Here is a 22,340-nt window from a genome sequence, read left to right as displayed (position 1 = left end):
ACTCCCCTGTCGGGCTCGGTACCTCGTGCTCTGCGCGTGCGTCCGACGTCATAGGTAAATCGGAGGGCACGCTCTACACGCCGATCCTACCGTTACCGATGGGACAGGTGTTACTGATGTGATTAACGAGTCGCCGGGTTCCGTGGAGGACTCGGCTACATTGCCGCGGCGGCCAACCACTCCCCGTAGAAGATCGCCAGCGCCATGCCGCACGAGATGATCGTGAGCAGCCAGAAACGGATCGTGACGGTGGTTTCCTTCCATCCGCCGAGCTCGAAGTGGTGGTGGATTGGGGTCATCCGGAACGGACGGCGCCCTGTGCTGCGGAACATGACCACCTGGATAACCACCGAAGCGATCTCCAGAACGAACAGTGAGCCCGCGACGATCATCAGTAGCTCGGTCTGCGAGACGACGGACACGCCGGCGATGATGCCGCCGAGGGTGAGCGAGCCCGTGTCGCCCATGAAGATCTTCGCCGGCGCCGCGTTCCACCACAGAAACCCGGCGCAGGCACCCATGGCAGCCGCGCAGATCACCGCGATGTCGAGCGGGTCGCGGACGGTGTAGCAGCCGAGGAGATTATCGGAGTCGCCACCGACGCAGGAATACCGGAATTGCCAGAACGAGATGATCGTGTACACGGCCATGACGAGGGCGACCGCGCCGCTGGCGAGTCCGTCGAGCCCGTCGGTGAAGTTCACCGCATTCGACCATGACCAGACGAGGATGAGGACGAAGATCACGAACACGAACGCGGGCATCGAGATCGAGATGAAGTCGCGCGTGAACGACAGGTTCGTCGATGCGGGCGTCAGGCCCTGGTCGTTGCGGAAGAACAGTACGAGAATGCCGAACAGGATCGCCGCGGTGACCTGGCCCAAGGTCTTTTGCAGCTTGTTCAGGCCGAGGTTATGACGCTTGACGACCTTGAGCCCGTCGTCGAAGAATCCGACGAGGCCGAGCGCGGTGGCCAGAAACATCACGAGCAGGCCGGACGCGGTGAACCCGCCCCCGCCGATGGTGAAGAGACCGGTGAGACCTGCGGCGATGTAGCCGGCCCAGATGCCGATAACGATGGCGATGCCGCCCATGGTGGGCGTGCCGCGCTTGGCCTGGTGGCTCTGCGGGCCTTCCTCACGAATTGTCTGGCCGTATCCGAACCTGCGAAAATACTGGATGAGCAGCGGGGTCAGGAAAACCGACACCACGAAGGCGACGATTCCCGCGACGATTATTTGCGTCATTAGTTGTCCTCCAGCAGGCTCTCGGCCACCGTCCATAGCCCGACGGCCTGTGAGGCCTTGACCAGAACGACGTCCCCGGGGGCGAGTCGATCGTTAAGAATAGCGAGCGCGTCCTCGGCGGACTCCACGTGCTCAGCTTCCGCGCCCCACGAGCCTTCCTGAATCGCGCCCTGGAACAGTGCGCGCTGAGGCCGGCCCAGTCCGACGACGATGAGATGCGAGATGTTGAGGCGCACGAGGTATCGCCCGACGAGATCGTGTTCGGTGATGGCTTCGTCGCCGAGTTCGCCCATCTCCCCAAGCACTGCCCAGGTGGGGCGCGGCGGGTTCGCAGTCCTAGCCATGACGGCGACAGAGCGCAGCGCGGCCTTCACCGAATCGGGATTGGCGTTATAGGAATCGTTGATGACCGTGACGCCGTCGGCGCGGGTTTGTACGTCCATCCGCCGGGACGAGCGCGCCGTCGCAACGCTCAGGGATTCCGCTACCTGCGCGAGCGACTGCCCACATTCGATCGCGACGGACGCCGCTACCAGGGCGTTGGATACCTGATGCTCGCCGTGCACCTTGAGCCGCACCTGCGCCGTCTCGCCCTCGAGATTGAGCACGAACGATGCACGCGCTTCGTCATCGATTTCCACGGCCGTGGCGTAAACGTCCGCCGCTGCGGAGAGCCCAACGGTACGCACTCGTGCCTGCGTGCGCGCGGCCATCGCCGCGACCTTGTCATCGTCAGCGTTGAGAATGGCCAGACCGGAAGCAGGCAACGCCTCCACCAGTTCGCCCTTGGTTTGTGCGATGACGTCGCGGGATCCGAATTCCCCCAGGTGGGCCGTGCCCACGTTGAGTACTGCGCCGATATCCAGCGGAGCGATCTCCGCGAGTGCCGCAATATTCCCCGGGGCGCGGGCGGACAACTCGAGCACGAGGAAATCGGTGGACTCGTCCGCACGAAGTGCCGTCCAGGGGTGGCCGATCTCGTTGTTGAACGAGCCGGGAGGAGCGACGACGGTGCCTGCAGGCTCAAGCACCGAGGCGATGAGGTCCTTGGTGGACGTCTTTCCCGCCGACCCGGTGAGCCCGACCACTCGTAGCCCGTGGTGTTCACGGAGTTGATGAACGTTCGCCCTGGCCAAAGCACCAAGCGCGGCCAGCACCGCGGCACCGGAACCATCAGTGTCCGCTGCGAGCGCCATAGCATTGGTTTCGCTCGGTGCAAGGCGTGGGACGACGATCGCCGGCGCGTCCACCTCGGAGGCGGTCAGCGCGGCGACGGCGCCCGCTTCGAGAGCAGCGGGGATGAAGTCGACTCCGTCGACGCGCTCACCGGGAAGAGCCAGAAACAGCCCCCCGGGCCGGACCTTTCGGGAGTCGAATTCGACGGTTCCGGAAATCACGGCGTCCGGATCGGCCGCGTCGGTGAGCCGTCCGCCCACGATCTGCGCCGCGTCCCGCAGCGTCATCTCTTTCACTTACTCTCTCCCTGGTCGCTGACTCCGTTGTCCGGGAGTTGCCACGTCTCGAACTGCGAGCGTTCGCTCAGCGATTCACGTGCCGATTCCCTATCGTCGAACGGGTAGACCTTACCTGCCACCTCTTGGCCGGTCTCGTGCCCCTTGCCGGCGATCACGATCGAGTCCCCCGGCAGCGCCCAGTCGATGGCATCTCGGATGGCCGCGGCTCTGTCCCCGATTTCCTTGATGACGACGGAGCTCCCCGCTGGCATGGAGGCGAGTTTGCGCTCGGCTCCTTCAACCACGGCGGCGCGGATCGCAGCCGGGTCCTCGGTGCGCGGGTTATCGTCGGTAACCACGACGTATTCGGCCTTACCTGCGGCCTCGGCGCCCATCAGTGGGCGTTTCGCGGTATCCCGGTCGCCCCCGGCACCGAGGACGACCGCGAGACGTCCGCCGGTCGATGCGCGGACACTGTCGAGTACGGCGCCGACCGCCGCCGGCTTGTGCGCATAGTCGACGAGGACGCGGAATGGCTGTCCGAGGTGGACTGGCTCCAGCCGGCCCGGAACGTGCGCGGAGGCCAGCCCTTCGGCCGCAGCGTCGAGGTCCAGTCCGAGCTGTTCACTGATCGCCAGCGCAACCAGTGCGTTGGCCACGTTGAAACGACCGGTCAAAGCGAGCTCCACAACGTACTCGCGGCCCTCTCGGAATGCCGAGAATCGTTGACCGCCTCCGTGGGTGGGCGTCGACCCCCCAGCCGTCCAGTCAGCGTCGGTCCCCGGCGTTGCGGACACGGTAACCGCGTCGGGCCGCAGACCCGCCATCCTCACCCCCCATTCGTCGTCGATGCAGACGACGGCCTTCTTTGCGGGAAGAACGCGAGAACCGTAGTCCACCGCAGTGGTGAGCAGCCGGGTTTTCGCGCCGAAATAATCGTCCATCGTGGGATGGAAGTCGAGGTGGTCCTGGGACAGGTTGAGGAATGCCCCCACCGCGAAACGCACGCCATCGACGCGTCCCAAGCGAAGTGCGTGACTGGATACCTCCGCCACGATCGCCTCGGCTCCGCGTTCGCGCATCGCCGACAGCAGATCCTGGAGCTCCGGGGCCTCGGGCGTGGTGAGGGCACTGGGCAGTGGCTCGCCGGCGACACGTGATCCGGTCGTCCCGATGAGGCCGGCGACTTTTCCTGCGGCGCGGAACGCTGCTTCCACGAAGTACGTGGTCGTAGTCTTTCCCGAGGTGCCGGTGATGCCGACGGTCGGTACGTGGCTCGAGGGGTTGTCGTAGACAGCTGACGACAGGGCGCCCAGCACTTCTCGCGGGGCTGGGTGGGTGATACACGGGAATTCGGTACCGACGTTCTCGGCGACGAATTTCGCACCCTCGGGGTCCGTGAAGACCGCAACCGCCCCGTTCTTGACGGCCTCGCCGGCAAATTGAGCGCCGTGCACCCTTGCACCCGCCAATGCGACGAACAGCGTTCCCTCGCGCGCGCTCTGGGCGCGGATCGTCGCCGACGTCACGATCGGATTTGCGGGCGCCTCGCCCCCGGCCGCACTCTGAACTTCGCAACCGATGACGGCGGCGAGCTCGCTGAGATCATGCACGCGTAGATCACGTCCCTTTCTCGAATTACCAGCCATCATGTTTACGCACCGTTTTTAGCGCTTCAACGGGCGATATTTCGAACCAAATCTCGTAAGAACATTACCGCCCGCCACCGCGATCCGGCGCACCGCACGTGGACATGACGTCCAGCCCCGTCGTGTTAACGGCCTGATGCATCGGCTCGGAGTCAGCCCTTTTCGAGTGTCAGCGGCCGCCCAGGGGCGGACGGGGCGATATTGTCGCGCGTCGCCAGCCACGCGGCGATGTCGTGGAACAGGGGTGCCGCGCTCTGACCGCCGTCGCCATGTACGCCGCGCACAGGGTTATCGAGCATGATTCCGACGACGTACTTCGGGGCGTCCGCAGGGAACACACCGGCAAAGGTGATCCAGTAGTTGGAGTTCGAATAACACGAGCATTCCGGGTCGATCTGCTGCGCCGTGCCGGTCTTGCCGGAGACCTGGTAACCCTCGACGCCAGCGGCCGTTCCGGTTCCTCCTTCGAGGGTGACGCCTCTGAACATGTCGAGCACCGTGTCGGCGGCGTCCTTGGAGACGACCTGCTCTCCCTGTGGGCGCTCGGTGTCGGTGACCGTCCCGTCGGGCTGTGTCACAGACGACACGACGCGCGGCGGAATCCGCTCGCCATGATTCGCCACAGTCTGGAACATTGAGGTCATCTGCAGCAGCGTCATCGACAAGCCCTGTCCGATCGGGAGGTTGGCGAACGTACCACCCAGCCAGTTCTCACGGTCGGGAACCATGCCCTCGGACTCGCCCTCGAGCTCGATGCCGGTCTTCTGTCCGAGGCCGAACTTTTTCAGGTACTCGGCATACGGGTCCTTGCCCACTCGATCGGCGAGCATCAGCGTTCCTACGTTGGAGGACTTACCGAAGATTCCCGTGGTGGTGTATTGCGCCGGCCCGTGTTCCCACGCGTCATTCACGGTGACGCCGGCCATCTCGATGCTCCCGGGTACGGTGTGCACCTCCTCCGGGTCGGTGACTCCCATGTCGATTGCCGCCGCTGCGGTAACAATCTTGTTCACCGAGCCCGGCTCGAACGGGGTCGTCACGGCGCGATTGCCGAGGTCCGCACCACGCTTGAGCTCGTCGCCGACACCGATCGCCGGGTTGAACGTATTGTCATTGGCCATCGCACGTACTTCGCCGGTCTCGGCGTCGAGAACGACGGCGGAAGCGCCGCCGGCCTGAGAATTGTCCTTGGCACTCTGTACGGCGCGCTGGACGTACCACTGCAGGTCGGAGTCGATTGTCAGCTCCACGTCGCCACCGTCTACGGCCTCTTCGGCCGTACGGATACTGCCCGGTATCACGGCGTTGTCCGGCGTGATGTCGAAAGTGCGGCGCCCGTCGATCCCGCCGAGCACGTCGTCATACTGTGCTTCAAGTCCCTGGAGCCCGGTGAGACGTCCGTTGTCCCCCGAACTCGTCGCGCCGATCATGTTCGCGGCGAGTGAACCGCCGGGGTATTCGCGGATATCGACTCGTTCGCTGCCGACCATCGGGAAATCCCGGGTGATCGCATTGGCCTCCGAGACGTCGATATTCCTCACAAGGTAGGTGAATCCATCGTCGCTCGTGAGCTTGTCCTTGATTTCCGCACGTTTGATCTTGTCCCCGAGCACCTCCGCGAACTTGTCGGAGATTTCGTCGACAAGCTGATTCCAATCGGGCTTCTCTGGGTCGGTCTGGTGACGCTCGTCAGCGTTGTCCCGCTCGACCGAGGGCTGGATGGACAGCGAGCGGGCCTCACGGGTAAAGGCGATGGGTTCGCCGCGGTAGTCGACGATTTCGCCTCGCGTCGCCGGCATAACCTGTTCGACCATGCGTTGATTCGCGGCTTGGGCCGCCAGTTCGCGCCCACCGATCGTCTGTACCCAGAGCAGTTTCGCCAATGCGACGACGAGCAGAAGCACGACGATAGCGCGGAGGAATTTGAATCGAGAGTCGGTCTGCGAGGTCGTGCGGATGGGCGTGCGGGCACCTGCGGAACGAGACGACGATTTTCTCGCACCCTGCGCCCCTGCGCGCTCGTGCGGGGGTCGTCCGTTCATGTGCTCTCCTCCCGCGATCGTGCCCGGCCTGAGCCGAAGTCCACCCCGGATATTCATCGCTTGTGCGATGGCTTTGCTTTCTCAACCCGGAAATTACCTGTTCCCGGTCCGAATCATTCGACCTACTGCGGCGCGTCCACAGGTCCTGGCGCAGCAGGGGGAACCTGCTCATCGCCGGCGGGGGCAGGTACTCCCGCAGGTGCCGGTGCGGGAGCCGGCTCCTCTGCGGCAGGAGCCGGAAGATCCGCCACTCGCCGTCCGGCACCGAGGTCCGGAACGTGCGCTTCTTCCTGCTGGTGGGGGACCCGGAGACCGCCTTGGTCGTCATTCGATTCGCGGCCGCGCTCGGGAGGCAAACCGAACCGATTCGAATCGTTCGAGGCCGCGCTACCGCGATCACCAGAGGCGCTCCGCTCCGGCTGCAGAGGCTCGATCGGCGCGCCTAGCGTGGCCTCCTCGGGCCCTTCGACACGTGTCGATCCGTCGTCGTTGCGGACGATCATCGGTGATTCGAGCACCGTCACCATCCCCTGCTCTCCAGCCTTCCGAGCAAGGGCCTCGGCACTGCGGTCGGATTCGATCTCCGTGAGCAGGGCATCGCGCTGTTCGCGAAGGACCGCAATGTTGTTCTGCTCGGAACGCAGAGCGTACGTGTCCTCGGTCGACTGAGCAGACAAGAAGAGCGTGAATCCGATTCCTGCGACGACCAGGACGAGTACCACCGCGACGAACGGGATACGCGAGACACCGCTGCGAAGCGCCGCCGCCCGGTCCGCGAACGTGAGTGACGCAGGTGCCGATTCCGGCAGGCGACGGCCGCGTACGCTCGGCGGCGCGGACTTGCGCGTCCGCGGCTTCGGCGTCGCTGGGGCGGCCACCCCCCGGGCACCCGGACGCTCGAGGGTCGCAGTCTGCGCCCCGGCCGACGTGCGCGCGCGAGATGGCGATCCCGTCGCGCCTCCCTGCCTGCGAGTCGTGCGATTGGCGGTGCGGTCAGAGCGGACACGTCCACGTGACGGAGTGCGAGAGCTCATCAGCGGTCCTTCCTGGGCAGCTTGCGTGGAGTGATTCGTTCGGCGCAGCGCACACGCACCGATGCCGATCGTGGGTTGCCTTCGATTTCGGCGTCGGAGGCCTTTTCGGCCCCGCGGGTCAGTAGTCGGTATTGCGCTTCATGTCCTGGCAGCTCGACGGGAAGATCCGCCGGCGTCGTGGATCGCGTTCGGGCCGTCAGCTCCTTTTTGACGATCTTGTCTTCGAGGGAGTGATAGGACATGAAGATCACGTTTCCGCCCTCACGGACGAGATCGAGGTAGAGGACGACGGCGCCGGATACGGCCTCGAGCTCGGCGTTGACCTCGATACGAAGAGCTTGGAACGTTCGCTTCGCGGGGTGCCCTCCGGTCCGCCGCGCGCCTGCAGGGATCGTGGCGTAGAGAAGCTCGACGAGCTCGGCGGAGTTCCTAAACCGTTCGGTATCCCGGCGCTTGACGATGGCGGACGCGATTTGCCGCGCGAAGCGTTCCTCGCCGTACTCGCGCAAGATTCGGGCTAGGTCTTTCGCCGAATACTCATTGAGTACGTCGGCGGCCGTCATCCCGGTGGTGGAGTCCATCCGCATGTCGAGTGGCGCGTCGACCGAGTAGGCGAACCCTCGCTCGGGAACATCTAGCTGCATCGACGAGACCCCGAAATCCAGGAGCGCACCATCGATACACGCTCCGGCGTCGTCAGCCGAGAAGTCAGGTATCGCCTCGGTGATCGCGTTGGCGTCGTCGAATCGAGCGTGCACCGGAGTGAAGCGAGCGGAATACGCCGTGAGCCTTCGTGCCGCCATGTCCAGAGCTTCGGTGTCCCGGTCCACTCCGATGATGTGGAGAGTCGGAAATCGAGCCAGAAGGTGGGCGGAGTGCCCTCCGAGGCCAAGTGTGCCGTCGACGATCACCGGAGTGCGTCCTTCGTTCACCGCGGCATCGATGGCGGGGGTGAACAAGTCGATCGTTCGCGCGAGCATCACCGGGATGTGCGTTGCCGATGGAGAGTCCACCACCCACCTCCTCCCGAGAGGCCATGCAAACCAATTGGCCTGCTGGTCGTACAGATCGCGATTTGAGTCCGCAGTATCTTGAGGTCCCCGCCCAGTGGGACCTGGCGTTGGGGAAGTACGCCAGGGCACCCTGGGCGAAGGCCGCAAGACACTCCGCGCCGGAATCGATCCCCGCGGGGCCGTTCCCTAGAACTCGATACCGAGCGACGCGCCTTCCATCTCCGAGAACGCCGGAAGATTTTCTTCGTTGTAGCGATCCCATGCAGTTGCGTCCCATACTTCGAGGCGCTCGCCCAACCCGTTGACCACGCAGTCCCTGTCGAGACCCGCGTACCCGCGTTGGCCGGATGGAATGGAAATTCGTCCCTGCTTATCGAGTTGTTGCACGTCCGCCCCGCTGACGAGGATTCGGTAGAAAGCCATGTGCCGCGCAGAGCGGTTGGCCGTCGGGCGAATCTTCTTCACCAGTGCGTTGAACTCGTCTTCCGGGAAGACCGACAGCGCGTTGGTGAACCAGTTGCACACCACCAGCCCGTCTTCGAGGGGTGCTCGAAACTTTGCCGGGATTGTCAGTCGTCCCTTGTCGTCGAGCCTGGGGCGGTACGTCCCGTACCCGACGAAAACGGGTTCCCGCTCATCCGTGGAGACAGGCGTGTCGGTGGAATCCACCAGCCACCTCCCGTTCCCCGCATCCCTGGCTTTGTCCTATCGACGGCCCTGGATTACATCTGAGCGACTTGCATCCCCCACTTTACCCCACCAAGCCCCACATACAAGGCCTCATCCCCACTTTGCCCCACGCACTTAAATAAGCGCAGTTCAAAGCGGCAATATTCATCGAAATTCGTGGCGACACGCACAGCGTCGCATTTGAGGAAAGTTCCTCGACTGTGGCTAAGCATAGCTAACGAGGCGAATGTGAAACAAGTGAATCATGATCGCAGCATCAGTGGAGCAAAGTGGGGAACTCGGGAGAAGCGTGGTGGAGGAATGTGGGGACATGCGGGTCGAGACGGGTGTGAGGCCATCTGGACACAAAAAATCCCTGCCACCGTGGAGGTGACAGGGATTGTGGTCGAAAGTGGGGAGCTAGCTTCTAGCGCCCTTCCTCGAAGCGCCGCCGGAAGCGCTCTTCCATCCGATCACTGAAGTTGCCGGAGGGCTTGCTTTTCGACGCCGGGCCATTCTGCCCTCGGGACCCCTTCTTTGGTGCCGCTTTGCCACGACCTGGCGACGAAGCGCCCTTCTTCTCGGTCGAACCGGAAGTCGATAGCAAGGCGCCTACGCCTGCGCCGAACATGATGACGAAGCCGAGGAGGCTGACGATGGGAAAGCCCGCCGGCTTGGGGCCGAAGGCGAGTCCGACGATGAGTAGCGCAAGCCCGACAAGCCCGACGAGCACAAACTTCCACAAGTTTGGGCTGATACCCGACGATGAGGAGCTTCGACGGACGTTGCTCGCAAACTTGGGATCGTCCGCGTAGAGTCCGCTTTCGATCTCGTCGAGCATCCGCTGCTCGTGCTCTGAAAGTGGCACGGATCCTCCCTTGGCTGGCGTATGTCGCGAGGCTCCCATGTGCACTGCACGCGGTCCCCGATTTTTCCTGGGCAGTGTGTACAACGCGCGACGCAAACTTTTCGTTCCCGCCGAATTCTGGCGCGCGTTTTTACTCCTCCATCATACGTCCATTTGCCCGGGCCGTTACCAATTGATCCTTCGGAATTTCCCGCGAACGGCTAGGCAGCAGCTTTTTCCTGAATCTGCTCTGCCTCGACCCTTTCGAAGAACTGCCCGACCGCCCACAGGAACTTCCTGGCGAATTCGCCATCGACTTTCCGCGGAAGTCCGGCATCGATCGCCGAAACGAGGCCGGAGTACCCGCGAAACGTACGTGCCCACTCGGCCATCGCTGGGCATTCTCGTTCGAGCCGGATCCAGACGTTATTCGGCCCCCTCCGTGGCGGAGCCCCTAGGAGCAACGCCCCTTTTTCTCGGGCGCTGCGGTATGACAGCGCGAGTTTTTCTTCCGGGCTGCTCGCCGAGACTGCCTGCTCCCGGAGAAGTTCGGCCCTTCGCGCACGGCTGATATGAGCAGAACGGCGCCGCGAGCTCTGCGCGGAGATGGTCGACGTTGCCTCTGCCCGATGAATGTTGGTGTACATAATGTTCTCCGTTTTCTTGTCGATTCAATTACGGATAGAACATATATTCGCCAACTGACATTCAGCGTTGACCAGCGTGGATACTTCCAGCCCCTCCGCAGGGTCGGCACATTGTGGTGTTATGGATGGGTGGAAATACGTATCGTCGCTCTCTCGCCGGCCGAGTTTAGGCTAAGGGTGCGCGAGGCGTTGGACGTATACGTCTCGGCCATGGGCTACTCCCCAAGATTGTCGTGGCAGCGCAGCCCCGTGTGGCACGAACACAGCCGATGGGCGGGCTTCTCTGCAGTCGCGGCGTTCGTCTCAAGGGAAGACGCCGCCGGACTCGCGGTGTCGGCGCCCGCGGACGGTGCGGCCGCGCGCGGGCGCGGGAGAAGGTGGTGGTTTCGCCGGGCGAATCACGAGCCGGCGTCCGAGCCGCAGGACCTCGACGTAAGGGTCGTCCCCGCGTCGGGAGACACGCGGGGCCTGGCGGGTCAAGAGCCTCCGTCGTCAGACGAGGTTCTGGTCGGTATTTGCTATGGCTATCGCACCAGCCAGGGGCAGTGGTGGTTCGACCGGGTGTCGGCGGGCGCGCGCTCTGCAGGAGTGTCGCTCCCGGAGATAATGGCCGAACTCACCGAGCTCCACGTTCTCCCTGCGCTTCACGGGCATCGTGTCGGCCGGGCACTGCTGCAGTCGTTTCTCGCCACGCGGACAGAGGGTTCGGTTCTCCTGTCCACTCCCGAGGTCGAGGGCGAGACGAATAACGCCTGGCGTCTCTACCGCCGCGCCGGGTTCACGGATGTGCTGCGCAATTTCCTCTTCGAAGGCGATCCCCGCCGGTTTGCCATCCTGCGGACCGATCTGCACCAGATGTCCGCCACTTCCACAGCAGATGGGTCGAGAACGGAATGACGGGCGCGCGAAACGGCACGAAGATCAGGTACGACGCCGTGGTCATCGGCTCAGGCCACAACGGGCTCATCGCAGCGGCGTACCTGGCGCGCGCGGGCAAGGCGGTGGCCGTGCTGGAACGCGACAGCGTCTTGGGTGGTGCGACGTCAACCGTAGAGCGCTACCCCGGACACCTCACCGACCGCGGTTCGTCGTCGCATCTGATGATTCGGCACACCGGGATAATCGAAGAGCTCGAGCTGGGCCGATTCGGACTCGAATACCTCGATTGCGATCCGTGGGCGTTCGCGCCCGCTCCGCCGGGTTCGGGCGAGCCTCCACTGGTGTTCTCCTCTGATCTCGATGCCACGTGCGCGTCGATCGCAGCCGCCTGTTCGGAACGCGACGCCGCCGCATATCGCGAATTCGTCGCGACATGGACCCCGCTCGCAGAGGGCATGATGGCGAGCTTCGGGTCGGCGCCGAACCCGCGTGGCCTCGGGAAGCTGGTCGGATCCTACGGAATGCGCCATCCCCTCGCGCTCTCCCATCAGTTTCTCTCTTCCGGCGATGCGCTCCTGGATTATTGGTTCGACTCCGAGCGCCTCAAGGCAGCTCTCGCGTGGTTCGGCGCGCAGTCGGGTCCGCCGATGTCGTCCCCGGCCACGGCGCCGATGATCGGCTTCGCCGCGCTCATGCATTCGATCCCTCCCGGTAGAGCCCGCGGCGGTTCGGGCGCGCTCGCCGAAGCTCTCATCGCGGCGATCAGGTACAACGGTGGCGAGGTCCTCGCCTCCCATGCCGTCACCGCACTGTCGCCCGATGACGGCGGAGCGTGGACGGTTCGCGCGGGCGACAGGGATTTCCGCGCTCGCTGCGTCATTTCCGCCGCGCATATCCTCTCGACTCTCGAGCTCGTCCGCCCGCTCGTTTCGTCCGCCGACTGGGCCCGGTGGCGGCGAGGAATCCGCACGGGTTTCGGCGTCGGGATGCCGGTGCGCGTGGGAACGGATCGACTTCCCACCTACGAGGGAGCGCGTGTCGAGGAAAGTTCGCGGGGACTACAGCTACTCGTTAACGACCGCAAGCTCCTCGACCGGCGGTATGGCGTCGCCTCGGCGGGCGCCCTCGACGCCGATCCTGCAGTGCTCGTCATGAGTTTTTCCTCTCTCGACCCGAGCCTGGCCCCGTCCGGGAAACACGAGTTGACTCTGTGGTCCCAGTGGCACCCACGGCACTTGGCGGATGGTCGAAGCTGGGACGAGGTCAAGAACGCCGAGGCCGACCGCATCATCGCCGCGGTGGATTCCTATTCGCCGGGGTTCGCGAACTCGGTCGAGCATCGATTCGCGCAGTCCCCGCTCGATCTCGAGCGCGAGCTCGGGCTGTGGGGCGGGAACGTGATGCACGTCGAGATGGCTCTCGACCAGATGCTCCCGTTTCGGCCCCACCCTGAACTTGCCCAGTACCGGATTCCCGGGATCGCGGGACTATTTCTTGCCGGCGCCTCACAACATCCGGGCGGTGGCGTCATCGGTACGAGTGGGCGGATCTCCGCCTCGCTCGCACGTTCATACCTCCGCAAAGCGGTGACGAGGAAGATGTTCTGAGATGGTTTTGGCGAGTCGCGACAAACAACTCGCGTCCTACCCAGGCACAATGGTGTTCTGTGATGACCGTTAATGCCCTGAACACCCGCAAGCCCGAAACGCCTTCGGGTGCGGCGTATCGACAGTCCGGCGGCCGCGGCCCGGCGTGGCTCCGACGCGGCACACTATTCTCGCTGGTCGTGGCGCTGGCGTTCACCCTTTCGGGATGCCTGCAGCTGGGAGCCGATCTCTCGGTAGGCAAGAACGATACTGTTTCCGGCCGCATCCTGTTGGCCGGAGATAACGCAGAAGAAGCCTCCGTACTCAACGGGCTCTCCGTCCCGACCGGCCTCGAGGAGAAGGTCCGCATCTCCAATTACGCGGCCAATAATTTCTCGGGCAAGGAGATCTACTTCACCGAACTCAGCTTCGCCGACGTCGACACCATGGTGATCGGACTACAGGTGGACAATTCCCGGCCGTATTCGATGAGTTTCCGCCGCTCCGGCGGAAAGGTCACGTTCGAGGGCAGCATCGATCTGACCGGCGTACCCCAGGAACAGACCGGAGGGATCCAGTCGCGAATCGACCTGAGCTTCCCCGCTCCCGTGGAGAACACCAACGGCACGATCGAAGACGATCCGAACCGCGTCTCGTGGTCTCCACAGGCGGGAACCGTGAGCACGCTGGAGGCCAGCACCAGCTACCCCGATCCAGCTACCCGCGGCTTCGCCGTATGGCTCATCGTCGGCATTGGTGCGGCCGTGCTGGTCTCGATCCTGGTGATCCTGCTCGCCAGGTCCTCGCGAGCGCGTACCGACGCGGGAATCCGCTCGCCGCTCTGACGGGCTGACGCCGCAGCGGGCTCGGCGGTCTCGCGTTCGGTCGGCGAGCCCGCCCCAGCGGCGCTCAAGCGAGGACGACTCCCCCGTGCGCCCCCACCTCTGGAGCCATTCCCAGATTGGCTAGCACCTCCTGCGTCGCGCGCGAGAAGTTGAGCGTGTTGAAGTGCAGGCACGGGGCGCCTTCACGAATGAGTCGCTCACACAGGTTCGTCGCGAACTCGATGCCGACCTCCCGCACCGCCGCCCGGTCTTCGGTCTCCCCGCTGCCCGCCGCTCGGGTAAGTCGACTCTCGAAGTCGGCCGGCAGCTTCGAGCCCGAAAGCTCGAGCATCCGGCGCACGGATCGTAGCGAGGTCACCGGCATGAGACCCGGAATAATCGGCTTGGCACCCTGCTCGGGGTCCGCGGCGACCACGCGATCGCGGAGCCGGAGGTAGTCGTCGACGTCGAAGAACATCTGTGTGATCGAATATTCAGCACCGCTGCGCAGCTTCGTCACGAGAACCTCGGTGTCGACATCGAGCGTGCTCGCCCGATAGTGCCCTTCCGGGAACGACGCGACGCCCACCTCGAAGGAGTCCTTCTCCCCGATGAGTCGGACCAGTTCGTCCGCATAGCGAAGCCCGCCCGGGTGCTGCGTCCACTCACCGAGCGGATCTCCCGGTGGATCCCCGCGCAGCGCGAGGATGTTGTGCACGCCCGCCTTCGCGTATTCGTCGACGAGCGCGTCGAGCTCGGAGACGGTGTGACCCACGGCCGTCAGATGCGCGATAGGCAAGAGGGCGGTGTTATTCGCGACGTCACGGGTGATGCGAAGTGTGCGGTCGCGGGTCGACCCGCCCGCTCCGTACGTCACCGACACGAACGCCGCGCCCAACTGCTCGAACACCGAGGCGGCGCGCCACAAACGCTCCTCTGCCGCCTCGTCACGCGGCGGGTAGAACTCGACCGAGAACGGGATCCGCGCAGTTGTGGACGCCGACATTCGCGCAATGACGCCATCGTGAGCAGTCGTGTGCGAATCGTGGGCGTTCCCGGCGGTCACTACGTCGAGCCTCCTGTGTCATGGAATGAAGTTCCAGGCCAGTCTAGGGAAGGGCTCCTCCCACCGGCCAGTTCACCCTTGGTTCCCTCCCCGGGCATGCCGGCGGCTCGCTCGCGATAAGGTGACAGAGGCACATGCCGATTCCCAGGGTTCGGCACGGCAGAAGACTATGGCCGACTGGCGGCCCTCGGCGAAAGGCTGCAGCAGCTGATGAAGGATGCGACAGGCACCGACGATTCGCGGACGTGCTCGGATCCGGCGTCCGCTATCCAGCGGGAGCTGGAGAGCTTCCTCTCTCGCCGCCGCGCCTCGCTCTCCGAGATCGATGGCCGCTGCAGCGACATCGCCGACCGCCTCGAGCGCTTCGTCCTCGGCGGCGGCAAGCGGATGCGGCCGCGTTTCGGCGTCGCCGCCTACTGCGCCTCCGCACCTTCGGGCGATCCGACCGCGTCCGCGGACATCGACACCGCGATCAAAGCGCTCGCGGCCCTGGAACTCATTCAGGCGTGTGCGCTGATCCACGACGACATAATCGACGCCTCCGCAACCCGTCGAGGTCTACCCACCGTCCACGTCGCACTCTCGTCCGAACACTCGGACGCCGAATGGAGCGGCAACAGCGACTCCTACGGACGCTCCCAGGCCATTCTGCTCGGGGACATCGCACTTGCCTGGGCGGACGAGATGTTATCCGAGGCCCTACTGGCGTGCCCGACCATGTCGATCGAGTTCTACCGCCGCGCGCACTCGGTGTGGGCGAACATGAAGACCGAGGTTCTCGGCGGCCAGATGCTCGACGTGCACGCCGAAGCCACCAACGCTTCCGATCTCGACACTCCCACCCGGGTCAACCGCTTCAAGACAGCCGCGTACACGATCGAGCGACCTGTCCATCTCGGGGCGGTCCTTGCGGGCGCACCGCCCGAAACCATCGAGGCATTGCGCACGTTCGGGGTATCCATGGGGATTGCCTACCAACTGGTCGACGACATGCTCGGGGTATTCGGTGACCCGGAGGTCACCGGGAAGCCTTCGGGGGACGATATCCGCGAGGGCAAGCGCACGCTTCTCATCAACTACGCGCTCAATCGGGCCTCGTCGGCGGACGCGGCGGAGCTCACCCGTGCGCTCGGCGCCGAGCTGGACGCGGAGCAGCTCGCACGTTCGCGGGACATTCTCACCGCCAGCGGAGCCGTGAACCACGTGCACGAAGAAATAGAACGTCTGACGTCGGAGGGCCTTTCCGCCCTCGACCACGCGACACTCGACCCCGCCGGCGAGGAGACGCTGCGCCGTCTGGCCGGACAGGCCGTCGACCGGGCGTTCTGAGGAACCCCGGATACCAGGACCGCGATGATCCCCCCTTCCTCCGGCACAAGCCACGGCGCTGCACACTCGGATTCTTGCGAGTCCGGGGCCCGCGCGGTTCGCATCCCCGGGAGCAAAGGAGTTCTCGCCCCGATCGTCTCCGGAGCTCTCGGCGCGTGCCTGATTTCGGTGGGCTCCTTCGGCGCGGGCGCTCAGGCGGGCGAGATCGGGCTCGCGAGTAATAGCGCCCTCGCATTTCTCGCCATCGGTTCGGGCGCGGTGGCCTCGATGGTTCTCGTGTGGTTCGGCGTCATCCTGAGTTGTGTCGCGTGGTTGGCGCTCGGGAAGACGATAGCCACGGGGGCCCGCATCCGGTGGTGGGTCGTCTTCGCCGCCTGGATGGCGCCGCTGGTGCCTGCATTGCCTGTGTTTTCCGGTGATGCGTGGACCTACCTCGCACAGGGCGAGATGCTTTCCGGCCCCGCGGATCCCTATGTCGATGGCACGGGTGCGGCCGGCGGCGCCATGTCGTCCAACGTCCACCCGGACTGGCGCTTCACTCCCACCCCATACGGCCCACTACATCTGTTGATCATGCAGGGGACGTCGGCGCTGTCCGGGCACTCGGCGTGGCCGGCGATCATCGGACTGCGAGTGGTGGTGCTCGCATTCCTCGCGCTCGCCGCCATTGCGCTGGTGCGTCTTACGCGCCACACCGGGGCATCGCGCGACCACGCGCTGTGGCTCGGCCTGGCCAATCCGCTGGTCGTGGTGCACCTGGTCGGCGGTCTCCACAACGATGCGATGATTCTCGCCTTCGTGGTCCTCGGGATGTGGCTCTCGGTGGCTGCCGCAGCGGCGACATCTCCTCGAATGCGTTGGGGCCTTCTGGCCGGCGCCGGGATTGCCATCGGGCTCGCCGGGACGATCAAGGTGACCTCGCTACTGCTTCTCCCCTTCCTCGCATGGATCGCCGGGAGAGCGTTCCTTCGCGCCTTCGCACGAGGTCTTTGGATGACGACATTCGCCGCAGCAACCGGGACGATTGTGACCGTGGTCAGCGGCGCCGGTATCGGCTGGATCGGCGCGTTATCGGTGTCCGATCGGGTGGTCTACTGGATTGCGCTACCGACGGCGAGCGCACATCTGGCCGACTGGATCGGGATGTCCAGCTTCGAGAACGCCCTTGCTGTCTCGCGCACGCTGTGCATGGTGGCGGGAGCGTTGATGCTCGCAGTGTGCTGGTGGTGGGCGCGCCCACGAGAGGATGAAAGGGACGACCCCGATGCCCTGCGATCGCGGGCCGGCGGAATTTTCGCGTGGCTCACCATCGCGTGGACGGCGTTTTTCGTGGTCAACGTCCTCTCGTGGCCGTGGTACTGGACGGTCGCCGTAGGCACGTTGGCGGCGATTCCTGCGTCTCACCGGTTCGCCCATCGGGCGCGTTACCTGGCGGTCGCCATCATCGTGTTCCAGTTACTCGCCACGGATCCGGGCGGCACGCCGACGCTGTATAACCCGGTCTTCGCAGTGGTGGCCGTGATCGCCGCCGTGGCCGCGGCCCTGTGGGAACACAAGGCAATCGCATTCGAACGGCCTCACTCGCCGGCCGGAGGGGCCTCGACGAACTAGAACGCCATTGCCTGCGCCCTGCGCATGACCTCCCGTGCGAGGTGCCCATGGAGCGCGTCCACCGGGCGGCCAGGGAGCGAATCGTCCTCGGTGTAGAGAAACGAAAGGATTTCGGAGTCGGTATAGCCGCCGTCACGCAAGACGGAGATCAGCCCCGGGACGTGTTTGCCGATGCCCTCATCGGACAACAACAGCGCCGGAACATAGACGATGCCGTCGCGGCGGATCGCCAGAAGGCGCCCCTCGCGCAGCAGGTCATGGACGCGCGTGACCACGATGCCGAGACGCTCGGCGACATCGGGAAGCGGGAGAATGTCCGCGTCGGAGGGAAGTACATCATCGGTGTAGGGAACTTTACTCACACCACACACGTTAATTGTTAGTCCGGCGAGCGTGCGCCGCCGCGTCCATTTTTGCTGGCATTATTATCGAAAGTCGGCGGCGCGGGGAACATCGCCCGTGCCGGGTGCATCGAAGATGCTCGAAGGGGTCCGCACGCGCTGCGGCCGCACCCCGTTGCATACGCAGGAGGCCTGCACACGCGCCAGGACGAAGAAGGGACGGTGAGTGGAACCGATGTCGCACGCACTCGGTCCGGGTGATCTCGTCGATCGCCGCTACCGCCTCGAAGCGCCGATCGCGGACGGAGGCATGTCGACCGTCTATCTCGCGACGGATACGCGCCTCGACCGCCACGTCGCGTTGAAACTTCTCTCCCCCACCCTCGCCGGTGATAATTCGTTCGTCAGCCGCCTCGAACTCGAGGCCAAGTCCGTCGCAAGGCTCTCCCATCCCGGTGTTGTGCAGGTCTTCGATCACGGGTTTGACGACGGACATGCCTTCCTCGTCATGGAGCTCGTTCCCGGCGGCACCTTGCGGGAAATCCTCGACGAACGCGGCCCCATGCCTGCCCACGTAGTCATGAGCGTCCTTCGTCCCATTCTCGGCGCGCTCGCCGAGGCGCACGGGAACGGGCTCATCCACCGCGACATCAAGCCAGAGAACATTCTGGTCTCGACGAATAATTCGGTTAAGCTCGCAGATTTCGGCCTGGTCCGTGCCGTCGCAGAATCCCGCTCCACCTCGCAGAACGTCGTGATGGGCACCGCCGCGTATCTCGCGCCCGAACAGATCGCCACCGGCGATACCGATCCCCGCTCGGACCTGTACTCGCTTGGCATCGTCGCGTTCGAACTGCTCACCGGCCGGGTGCCTTTCCAGGGCGATACGCCAGTGGCGACTGCTTACCAGCGTCTCGAGCGCCCCGTTCCTCCGCCGTCATCTCTGGTATCCGGCATTCCCGAGGACCTCGACGATCTCATCGTGCACGCGACCGAGCGGAACCCCGACGCCCGGATCTCCTCGGCGAAGGATTTCCTCCACCGCGTAGAAGAGGTGTCCTCGCGCAACCGCTTATTCCACGTGCCCGTGCCGGCGCCGAGCTCGTCGGCGTGGTCCCGCGCCCGAGAACGCGCTGCGCGGGAGGCCGCAGCGGGATCGGGCGGTGCCGGACCGAAGAGCGAGACCGTCTTCGATATCGCCTCGCGCGAAAGTAGTGGTGCCCCCGCGGCATTCGGCGCTGCGGCAGGCGCGGGAGCTGCCGCGGCCTCCGCCGCCGCGCCGACACACGTCATCGGCGATACGCCACAGGTCGACGAGACGACTCGTCTACAGCAGCAGGCACCGGGAGCTCCGCTCGGCGCGCCCCCCGGCGCCGAGCAGGGAACCCCGACGCGGATGCATCCTCGCCAGGCGCCGCCCGTTCCGTACGGAGAGCGTGCTGCGGCAACCTCGGTGTATCCGGGCGGGCCGGGACCTGGTCAAGGCGCGCCCCCGCGCGGCCACGCCGGGCAGACGCCGGCTCCGACGTCACGATCCCTGCCGGACGTCCCGACCGGATTGCAGTCAAAGCGCGGAGCAGGTTGCTTGTGGGCGATTGCGGTTCTCGTGCTCGTCGCGATTCTCGGCGTCGCAGGATGGTGGCTCGGTTCCGGTCGGCTTGTCGAGGTTCCCGACGTGTCCGGGATGAGTGTGCCCGAGGCATCGGCGGCGATCGCCGGTGTCGGCCTGACGTCGGCGGAGGAAGAACTTTACGACAACGAGGCGCCGGAAGGCGACCTCCTGGGCACAGAACCCACGGCCGGCGAGCGCGTGCAGCCCGGTGGCACCGTGAAGGTGCTGGTCTCAGCCGGACAACCTGTCGTTCCGGACATCAGCGCCGACCGTTCCAGGGAGGCCACCGAGGCCGCGATCAATGAGCGCTCGCTCGTTCCCGTCGTCGCCGAGAAGGCCAGGTTCTCCAACGACGTCCCGGAGGGCGCTGTGCTCGAGCTCAGCCCGGCGCCCGGAACTACGTTGGGGGTCGGTGACGAGGTCAAACTCGTGCTCAGTGGCGGGCCAGCTCCCGTCGACGTACCCGAACTCGTCGGTCTCGCGCTGAGCGATGCCCGGGAGGCGCTCGAGGCCGTGGGCCTGCGAGTGGGCAACGTCACCGAGGAGTTCGATGACTCGCAGCCCGGCGGTTCGGTCGTCTCCTCCGACCCGTCACCGGGTGAGGCGCTCCGCGCGAATTCCCCGGTCAGCCTCACCGTGTCTACTGCGGCGCGCGTGCCCGATATTCGCGGGATGGACATGGACGAGGCCCGTGCAGAGCTCGAAAAAGCCGGGTTGACCGTCGTCGAGGGACCGGCCGAAACCGATGAGGATGTCCTCGACGGCAAGGCGGTCCGCACCGAACCGTCCGCGGATGAGCTCGTCGATGCGAAGACCACCACGATCAGGCTCATTCCGTCGAATTCCGTGCGTGTGCCGATGGTGCTCGGTGATACCGTCGGCTCCGCGTCCGACAAGCTTCGCGAACGGGGCCTGCGTCCGAAGGTCGACTCCGGCCGCAACGGGGTCGTGTACGGACAGAATCCTCTTCCCGGACGCGTCGTCGGCCCAGACACCGAGGTACGACTCAGCGCCCTCGGCTGAACTCCCCGTGTGCAGGGAAGCCGAGCCGGAGGGCGCTGATCTGTGGGGCCGTCGCTAGTTTCGCAGCATTTCTGCGACGAGGTACGACAACTCGAGCGACTGCTGGGTGTTCAGCCTCGGGTCGCAAGCGGTCTCGTACCGTCCATACAGGTCGGAATCGGAGATGTCCTGTGCACCGCCGAGGCATTCGGTTACGTCCTCGCCGGTGAGCTCGATGTGAATGCCACCTGGGTGCGAACCGATCGCGTGGTGCACCTCGAAAAATCCCTGCACCTCGTCGATGATTCGGTCGAAGTGGCGGGTCTTGTAGCCGGTTGATGCCGTGTGCGTGTTCCCGTGCATCGGGTCACACTGCCAGATCACCTTCTGCCCCGTAGCCTCGACGGCCCGAACGATCGGCGGAAGCGCCTCGCGAACCTTGTCGTTGCCCATGCGGGATACCAACGTCAGTCGACCGGGAATCCCCTCGGGATTGAGCTTATTGACGTACTCGACTGCGAGTTCGGGGCTTGTGCTGGGACCGATCTTCAACCCGATCGGATTGTCGATGAGTGCGGCGAAATTCACGTGCGCATCGTCGATGCCGCGGGTCCGCTCGCCGATCCAGAGGAAGTGCGCGGACAGGTCATAGAATCCCGAGCTCTGCCCCTTCGCGGTGAGCCCCTGACCATCGTCTGCCAGGCGCAGCATGGACCGTTCGTAGTCGAGGACGAGAGCCTCGTGGCTGGAGAAGATCTCCGCGGTGTGCAGGTTCGAATCGGACACGCCGCAGGCATCCATGAAGCGCAGGCCGCGATCGACCTCCGAAGCCAGCGCCTCGTAACGCGCGCCGGCCGTCGATTGAGCGACGAACTCCATATTCCATTCGTGCACTCGGTGCAGGTCGGCCGTGCCGGAGCTCGTCAAGGCACGCACCAGGTTCATGGCGGCCGAGGCATTTGCGTAGGCGCGGACCAAACGAGAGGGGTCATGACGTCGGGCACCCTCATCCGCTGTGAGGGCATTGACCATGTCGCCGCGGTAGGACAGCAGCCCCTGGGCGTCCGTGTCCGAGGAGCGCGGCTTGGCGTATTGACCGGCGATGCGCGCGACCTTGACCACCGGCATCGAAGAGCCGTAGGTGAGCACGACGGCCATCTGGAGCAGCGTGCGCACGACGCCCTTGATATGCGGCTCGGTGTTGGACTCGAACGTCTCGGCGCAGTCCCCGCCTTGCAGCAGAAACGCGCGCCCTTCGGCTACCTCGGCGAGTTTGCCGCGGAGAGTATCCACTTCACTCGCCACGCATACCGGCGGGACGGACTCGAGAACCTTCCGCATCGCCGCAGCCTGACCCTCGTCCCAGGACGGCTGCTGCAGCGCAGGCCGGGACAAGGCGTCATCCAGGCGGGCGCGGAGATCCTGCGGGAGCGCCGGAAGTTCTGGAAGTTGATTGATATCTACATCGACAGACCAGTTCACCCCACC

At 64.9% G+C, this 22,340-nt stretch carries 18 protein-coding genes; 6 read left to right on the top strand and 12 right to left on the bottom strand.

What is annotated here, in order from left to right:
* Window positions 1–155: 155 nt before the first annotated feature.
* From mraY to BJL86_RS06805, 9 genes are all read right to left on the bottom strand, one after another.
* The gene (gene mraY / locus BJL86_RS06845; protein WP_067473157.1) at window positions 156–1,247 is read right to left on the bottom strand and encodes a phospho-N-acetylmuramoyl-pentapeptide-transferase; all 1,092 of its coding nucleotides are present in this window, start codon (window positions 1,245–1,247) and stop codon (window positions 156–158) included.
* On the bottom strand, window positions 1,247–2,719 hold the full coding sequence (locus BJL86_RS06840) for a UDP-N-acetylmuramoyl-tripeptide--D-alanyl-D-alanine ligase (protein WP_067473160.1): 1,473 nt from the start codon (window positions 2,717–2,719) through the stop codon (window positions 1,247–1,249). Before BJL86_RS06840 ends, mraY begins: the two co-directional genes overlap by 1 nt.
* Complete coding sequence (locus tag BJL86_RS06835; protein ID WP_082908415.1) at window positions 2,716–4,353, bottom strand: UDP-N-acetylmuramoyl-L-alanyl-D-glutamate--2,6-diaminopimelate ligase; 1,638 nt, start codon at window positions 4,351–4,353, stop codon at window positions 2,716–2,718. Before BJL86_RS06835 ends, BJL86_RS06840 begins: the two co-directional genes overlap by 4 nt.
* Before the next feature lie 149 nt (window positions 4,354–4,502).
* Window positions 4,503–6,392: a peptidoglycan D,D-transpeptidase FtsI family protein gene (locus BJL86_RS06830; protein WP_082908416.1), complete on the bottom strand. Its 1,890-nt coding sequence runs from the start codon at window positions 6,390–6,392 to the stop codon at window positions 4,503–4,505.
* 122 nt (window positions 6,393–6,514) lie between these two features.
* Window positions 6,515–7,426, bottom strand: a complete 912-nt coding sequence (gene ftsL / locus BJL86_RS06825) for a cell division protein FtsL (RefSeq protein ID WP_156515254.1) — start codon at window positions 7,424–7,426, stop codon at window positions 6,515–6,517.
* The gene (gene rsmH, locus BJL86_RS06820; RefSeq protein ID WP_067473383.1) at window positions 7,426–8,406 is read right to left on the bottom strand and encodes a 16S rRNA (cytosine(1402)-N(4))-methyltransferase RsmH; all 981 of its coding nucleotides are present in this window, start codon (window positions 8,404–8,406) and stop codon (window positions 7,426–7,428) included. The genes ftsL and rsmH overlap by 1 nt, the downstream gene beginning before the upstream one ends.
* Window positions 8,407–8,625: 219 nt before the next feature.
* On the bottom strand, window positions 8,626–9,108 hold the full coding sequence (locus tag BJL86_RS06815) for a division/cell wall cluster transcriptional repressor MraZ (RefSeq protein ID WP_067473166.1): 483 nt from the start codon (window positions 9,106–9,108) through the stop codon (window positions 8,626–8,628).
* Window positions 9,109–9,535: 427 nt separating this feature from the next.
* Window positions 9,536–9,976, bottom strand: coding sequence for a DUF3040 domain-containing protein (locus BJL86_RS06810; RefSeq protein ID WP_067473169.1), 441 nt, complete (start codon window positions 9,974–9,976; stop codon window positions 9,536–9,538).
* A 200-nt stretch (window positions 9,977–10,176) separates the two neighbouring features.
* Entirely contained in the window at window positions 10,177–10,602 is a 426-nt protein-coding gene (locus BJL86_RS06805) for an SAV_6107 family HEPN domain-containing protein (RefSeq protein WP_197487551.1), read from the bottom strand.
* Window positions 10,603–10,791: 189 nt separating this feature from the next.
* Between BJL86_RS06805 and BJL86_RS06800 the strand changes: the two genes are divergently transcribed.
* The 3 genes from BJL86_RS06800 to BJL86_RS06790 all read left to right on the top strand — a co-directional run bounded on the left by BJL86_RS06800 (window position 10,792) and on the right by BJL86_RS06790 (window position 13,912).
* Window positions 10,792–11,499, top strand: coding sequence for a GNAT family N-acetyltransferase (locus tag BJL86_RS06800; RefSeq protein WP_231887166.1), 708 nt, complete (start codon window positions 10,792–10,794; stop codon window positions 11,497–11,499).
* The gene (locus BJL86_RS06795; protein ID WP_067473176.1) at window positions 11,496–13,088 is read left to right on the top strand and encodes a phytoene desaturase family protein; all 1,593 of its coding nucleotides are present in this window, start codon (window positions 11,496–11,498) and stop codon (window positions 13,086–13,088) included. The genes BJL86_RS06800 and BJL86_RS06795 overlap by 4 nt, the downstream gene beginning before the upstream one ends.
* A 62-nt stretch (window positions 13,089–13,150) precedes the next feature.
* Window positions 13,151–13,912 (top strand): LppM family (lipo)protein, encoded by a 762-nt coding sequence (locus BJL86_RS06790; RefSeq protein ID WP_082908417.1) that lies wholly within the window; start codon window positions 13,151–13,153, stop codon window positions 13,910–13,912.
* A gap of 64 nt (window positions 13,913–13,976) precedes the next feature.
* Here BJL86_RS06790 and metF read toward each other — a convergent pair whose 3' ends face one another.
* On the bottom strand, window positions 13,977–14,897 hold the full coding sequence (gene metF, locus BJL86_RS06785) for a methylenetetrahydrofolate reductase [NAD(P)H] (protein ID WP_082908430.1): 921 nt from the start codon (window positions 14,895–14,897) through the stop codon (window positions 13,977–13,979).
* Between the two features lie 270 nt (window positions 14,898–15,167).
* Between metF and BJL86_RS06780 the strand changes: the two genes are divergently transcribed.
* Both BJL86_RS06780 and mptB read left to right on the top strand, forming a co-directional pair.
* Window positions 15,168–16,286 (top strand): polyprenyl synthetase family protein, encoded by a 1,119-nt coding sequence (locus tag BJL86_RS06780; protein WP_067473180.1) that lies wholly within the window; start codon window positions 15,168–15,170, stop codon window positions 16,284–16,286.
* Window positions 16,287–16,310: 24 nt separating this feature from the next.
* Entirely contained in the window at window positions 16,311–17,897 is a 1,587-nt protein-coding gene (gene mptB, locus BJL86_RS06775) for a polyprenol phosphomannose-dependent alpha 1,6 mannosyltransferase MptB (RefSeq protein WP_067473182.1), read from the top strand.
* Here the strand turns inward: mptB and BJL86_RS06770 are convergent.
* Window positions 17,894–18,259: an Rv2175c family DNA-binding protein gene (locus BJL86_RS06770; protein ID WP_067473185.1), complete on the bottom strand. Its 366-nt coding sequence runs from the start codon at window positions 18,257–18,259 to the stop codon at window positions 17,894–17,896. The two genes, mptB and BJL86_RS06770, sit on opposite strands and share 4 nt — an antisense overlap.
* Before the next feature lie 214 nt (window positions 18,260–18,473).
* On the opposite strand from BJL86_RS06770, the gene BJL86_RS06765 reads away from it, so the two are divergent.
* Entirely contained in the window at window positions 18,474–20,873 is a 2,400-nt protein-coding gene (locus tag BJL86_RS06765) for a PASTA domain-containing protein (protein WP_067473188.1), read from the top strand.
* A gap of 54 nt (window positions 20,874–20,927) precedes the next feature.
* On the opposite strand, the gene BJL86_RS06760 is transcribed toward BJL86_RS06765, so the two are convergent.
* The gene (locus BJL86_RS06760) at window positions 20,928–22,334 is read right to left on the bottom strand and encodes a class II 3-deoxy-7-phosphoheptulonate synthase (protein ID WP_067473191.1); all 1,407 of its coding nucleotides are present in this window, start codon (window positions 22,332–22,334) and stop codon (window positions 20,928–20,930) included.
* Window positions 22,335–22,340: the final 6 nt, after the last annotated feature.

The sequence above is a fragment of the Dietzia timorensis genome (genome assembly GCF_001659785.1).
GTDB classification, from domain to species: Bacteria; Actinomycetota; Actinomycetes; order Mycobacteriales; family Mycobacteriaceae; genus Dietzia; species Dietzia timorensis.
This window is presented reverse-complemented; position numbering and strand designations above follow the sequence as displayed.

Excerpts from the sequence above, each read along its gene's own strand:
- mraY (WP_067473157.1), bottom strand. The coding sequence starts at position 1,247 with ATGACGCAAATAATCGTCGCGGGAATCGTCGCCTTCGTGGTGTCGGTT.
- BJL86_RS06835 (WP_082908415.1), bottom strand. The coding sequence starts at position 4,353 with ATGATGGCTGGTAATTCGAGAAAGGGACGTGATCTACGCGTGCATGAT.
- BJL86_RS06830 (WP_082908416.1), bottom strand. The coding sequence starts at position 6,392 with ATGAACGGACGACCCCCGCACGAGCGCGCAGGGGCGCAGGGTGCGAGA.
- ftsL (WP_156515254.1), bottom strand. The coding sequence starts at position 7,426 with ATGAGCTCTCGCACTCCGTCACGTGGACGTGTCCGCTCTGACCGCACC.
- rsmH (WP_067473383.1), bottom strand. The coding sequence starts at position 8,406 with ATGCTCGCGCGAACGATCGACTTGTTCACCCCCGCCATCGATGCCGCG.
- BJL86_RS06805 (WP_197487551.1), bottom strand. The coding sequence starts at position 10,602 with ATGTACACCAACATTCATCGGGCAGAGGCAACGTCGACCATCTCCGCG.
- BJL86_RS06795 (WP_067473176.1), top strand. The coding sequence starts at position 11,496 with ATGACGGGCGCGCGAAACGGCACGAAGATCAGGTACGACGCCGTGGTC.
- BJL86_RS06790 (WP_082908417.1), top strand. The coding sequence starts at position 13,151 with ATGACCGTTAATGCCCTGAACACCCGCAAGCCCGAAACGCCTTCGGGT.
- metF (WP_082908430.1), bottom strand. The coding sequence starts at position 14,897 with ATGTCGGCGTCCACAACTGCGCGGATCCCGTTCTCGGTCGAGTTCTAC.
- BJL86_RS06780 (WP_067473180.1), top strand. The coding sequence starts at position 15,168 with ATGAAGGATGCGACAGGCACCGACGATTCGCGGACGTGCTCGGATCCG.
- mptB (WP_067473182.1), top strand. The coding sequence starts at position 16,311 with ATGATCCCCCCTTCCTCCGGCACAAGCCACGGCGCTGCACACTCGGAT.
- BJL86_RS06765 (WP_067473188.1), top strand. The coding sequence starts at position 18,474 with ATGTCGCACGCACTCGGTCCGGGTGATCTCGTCGATCGCCGCTACCGC.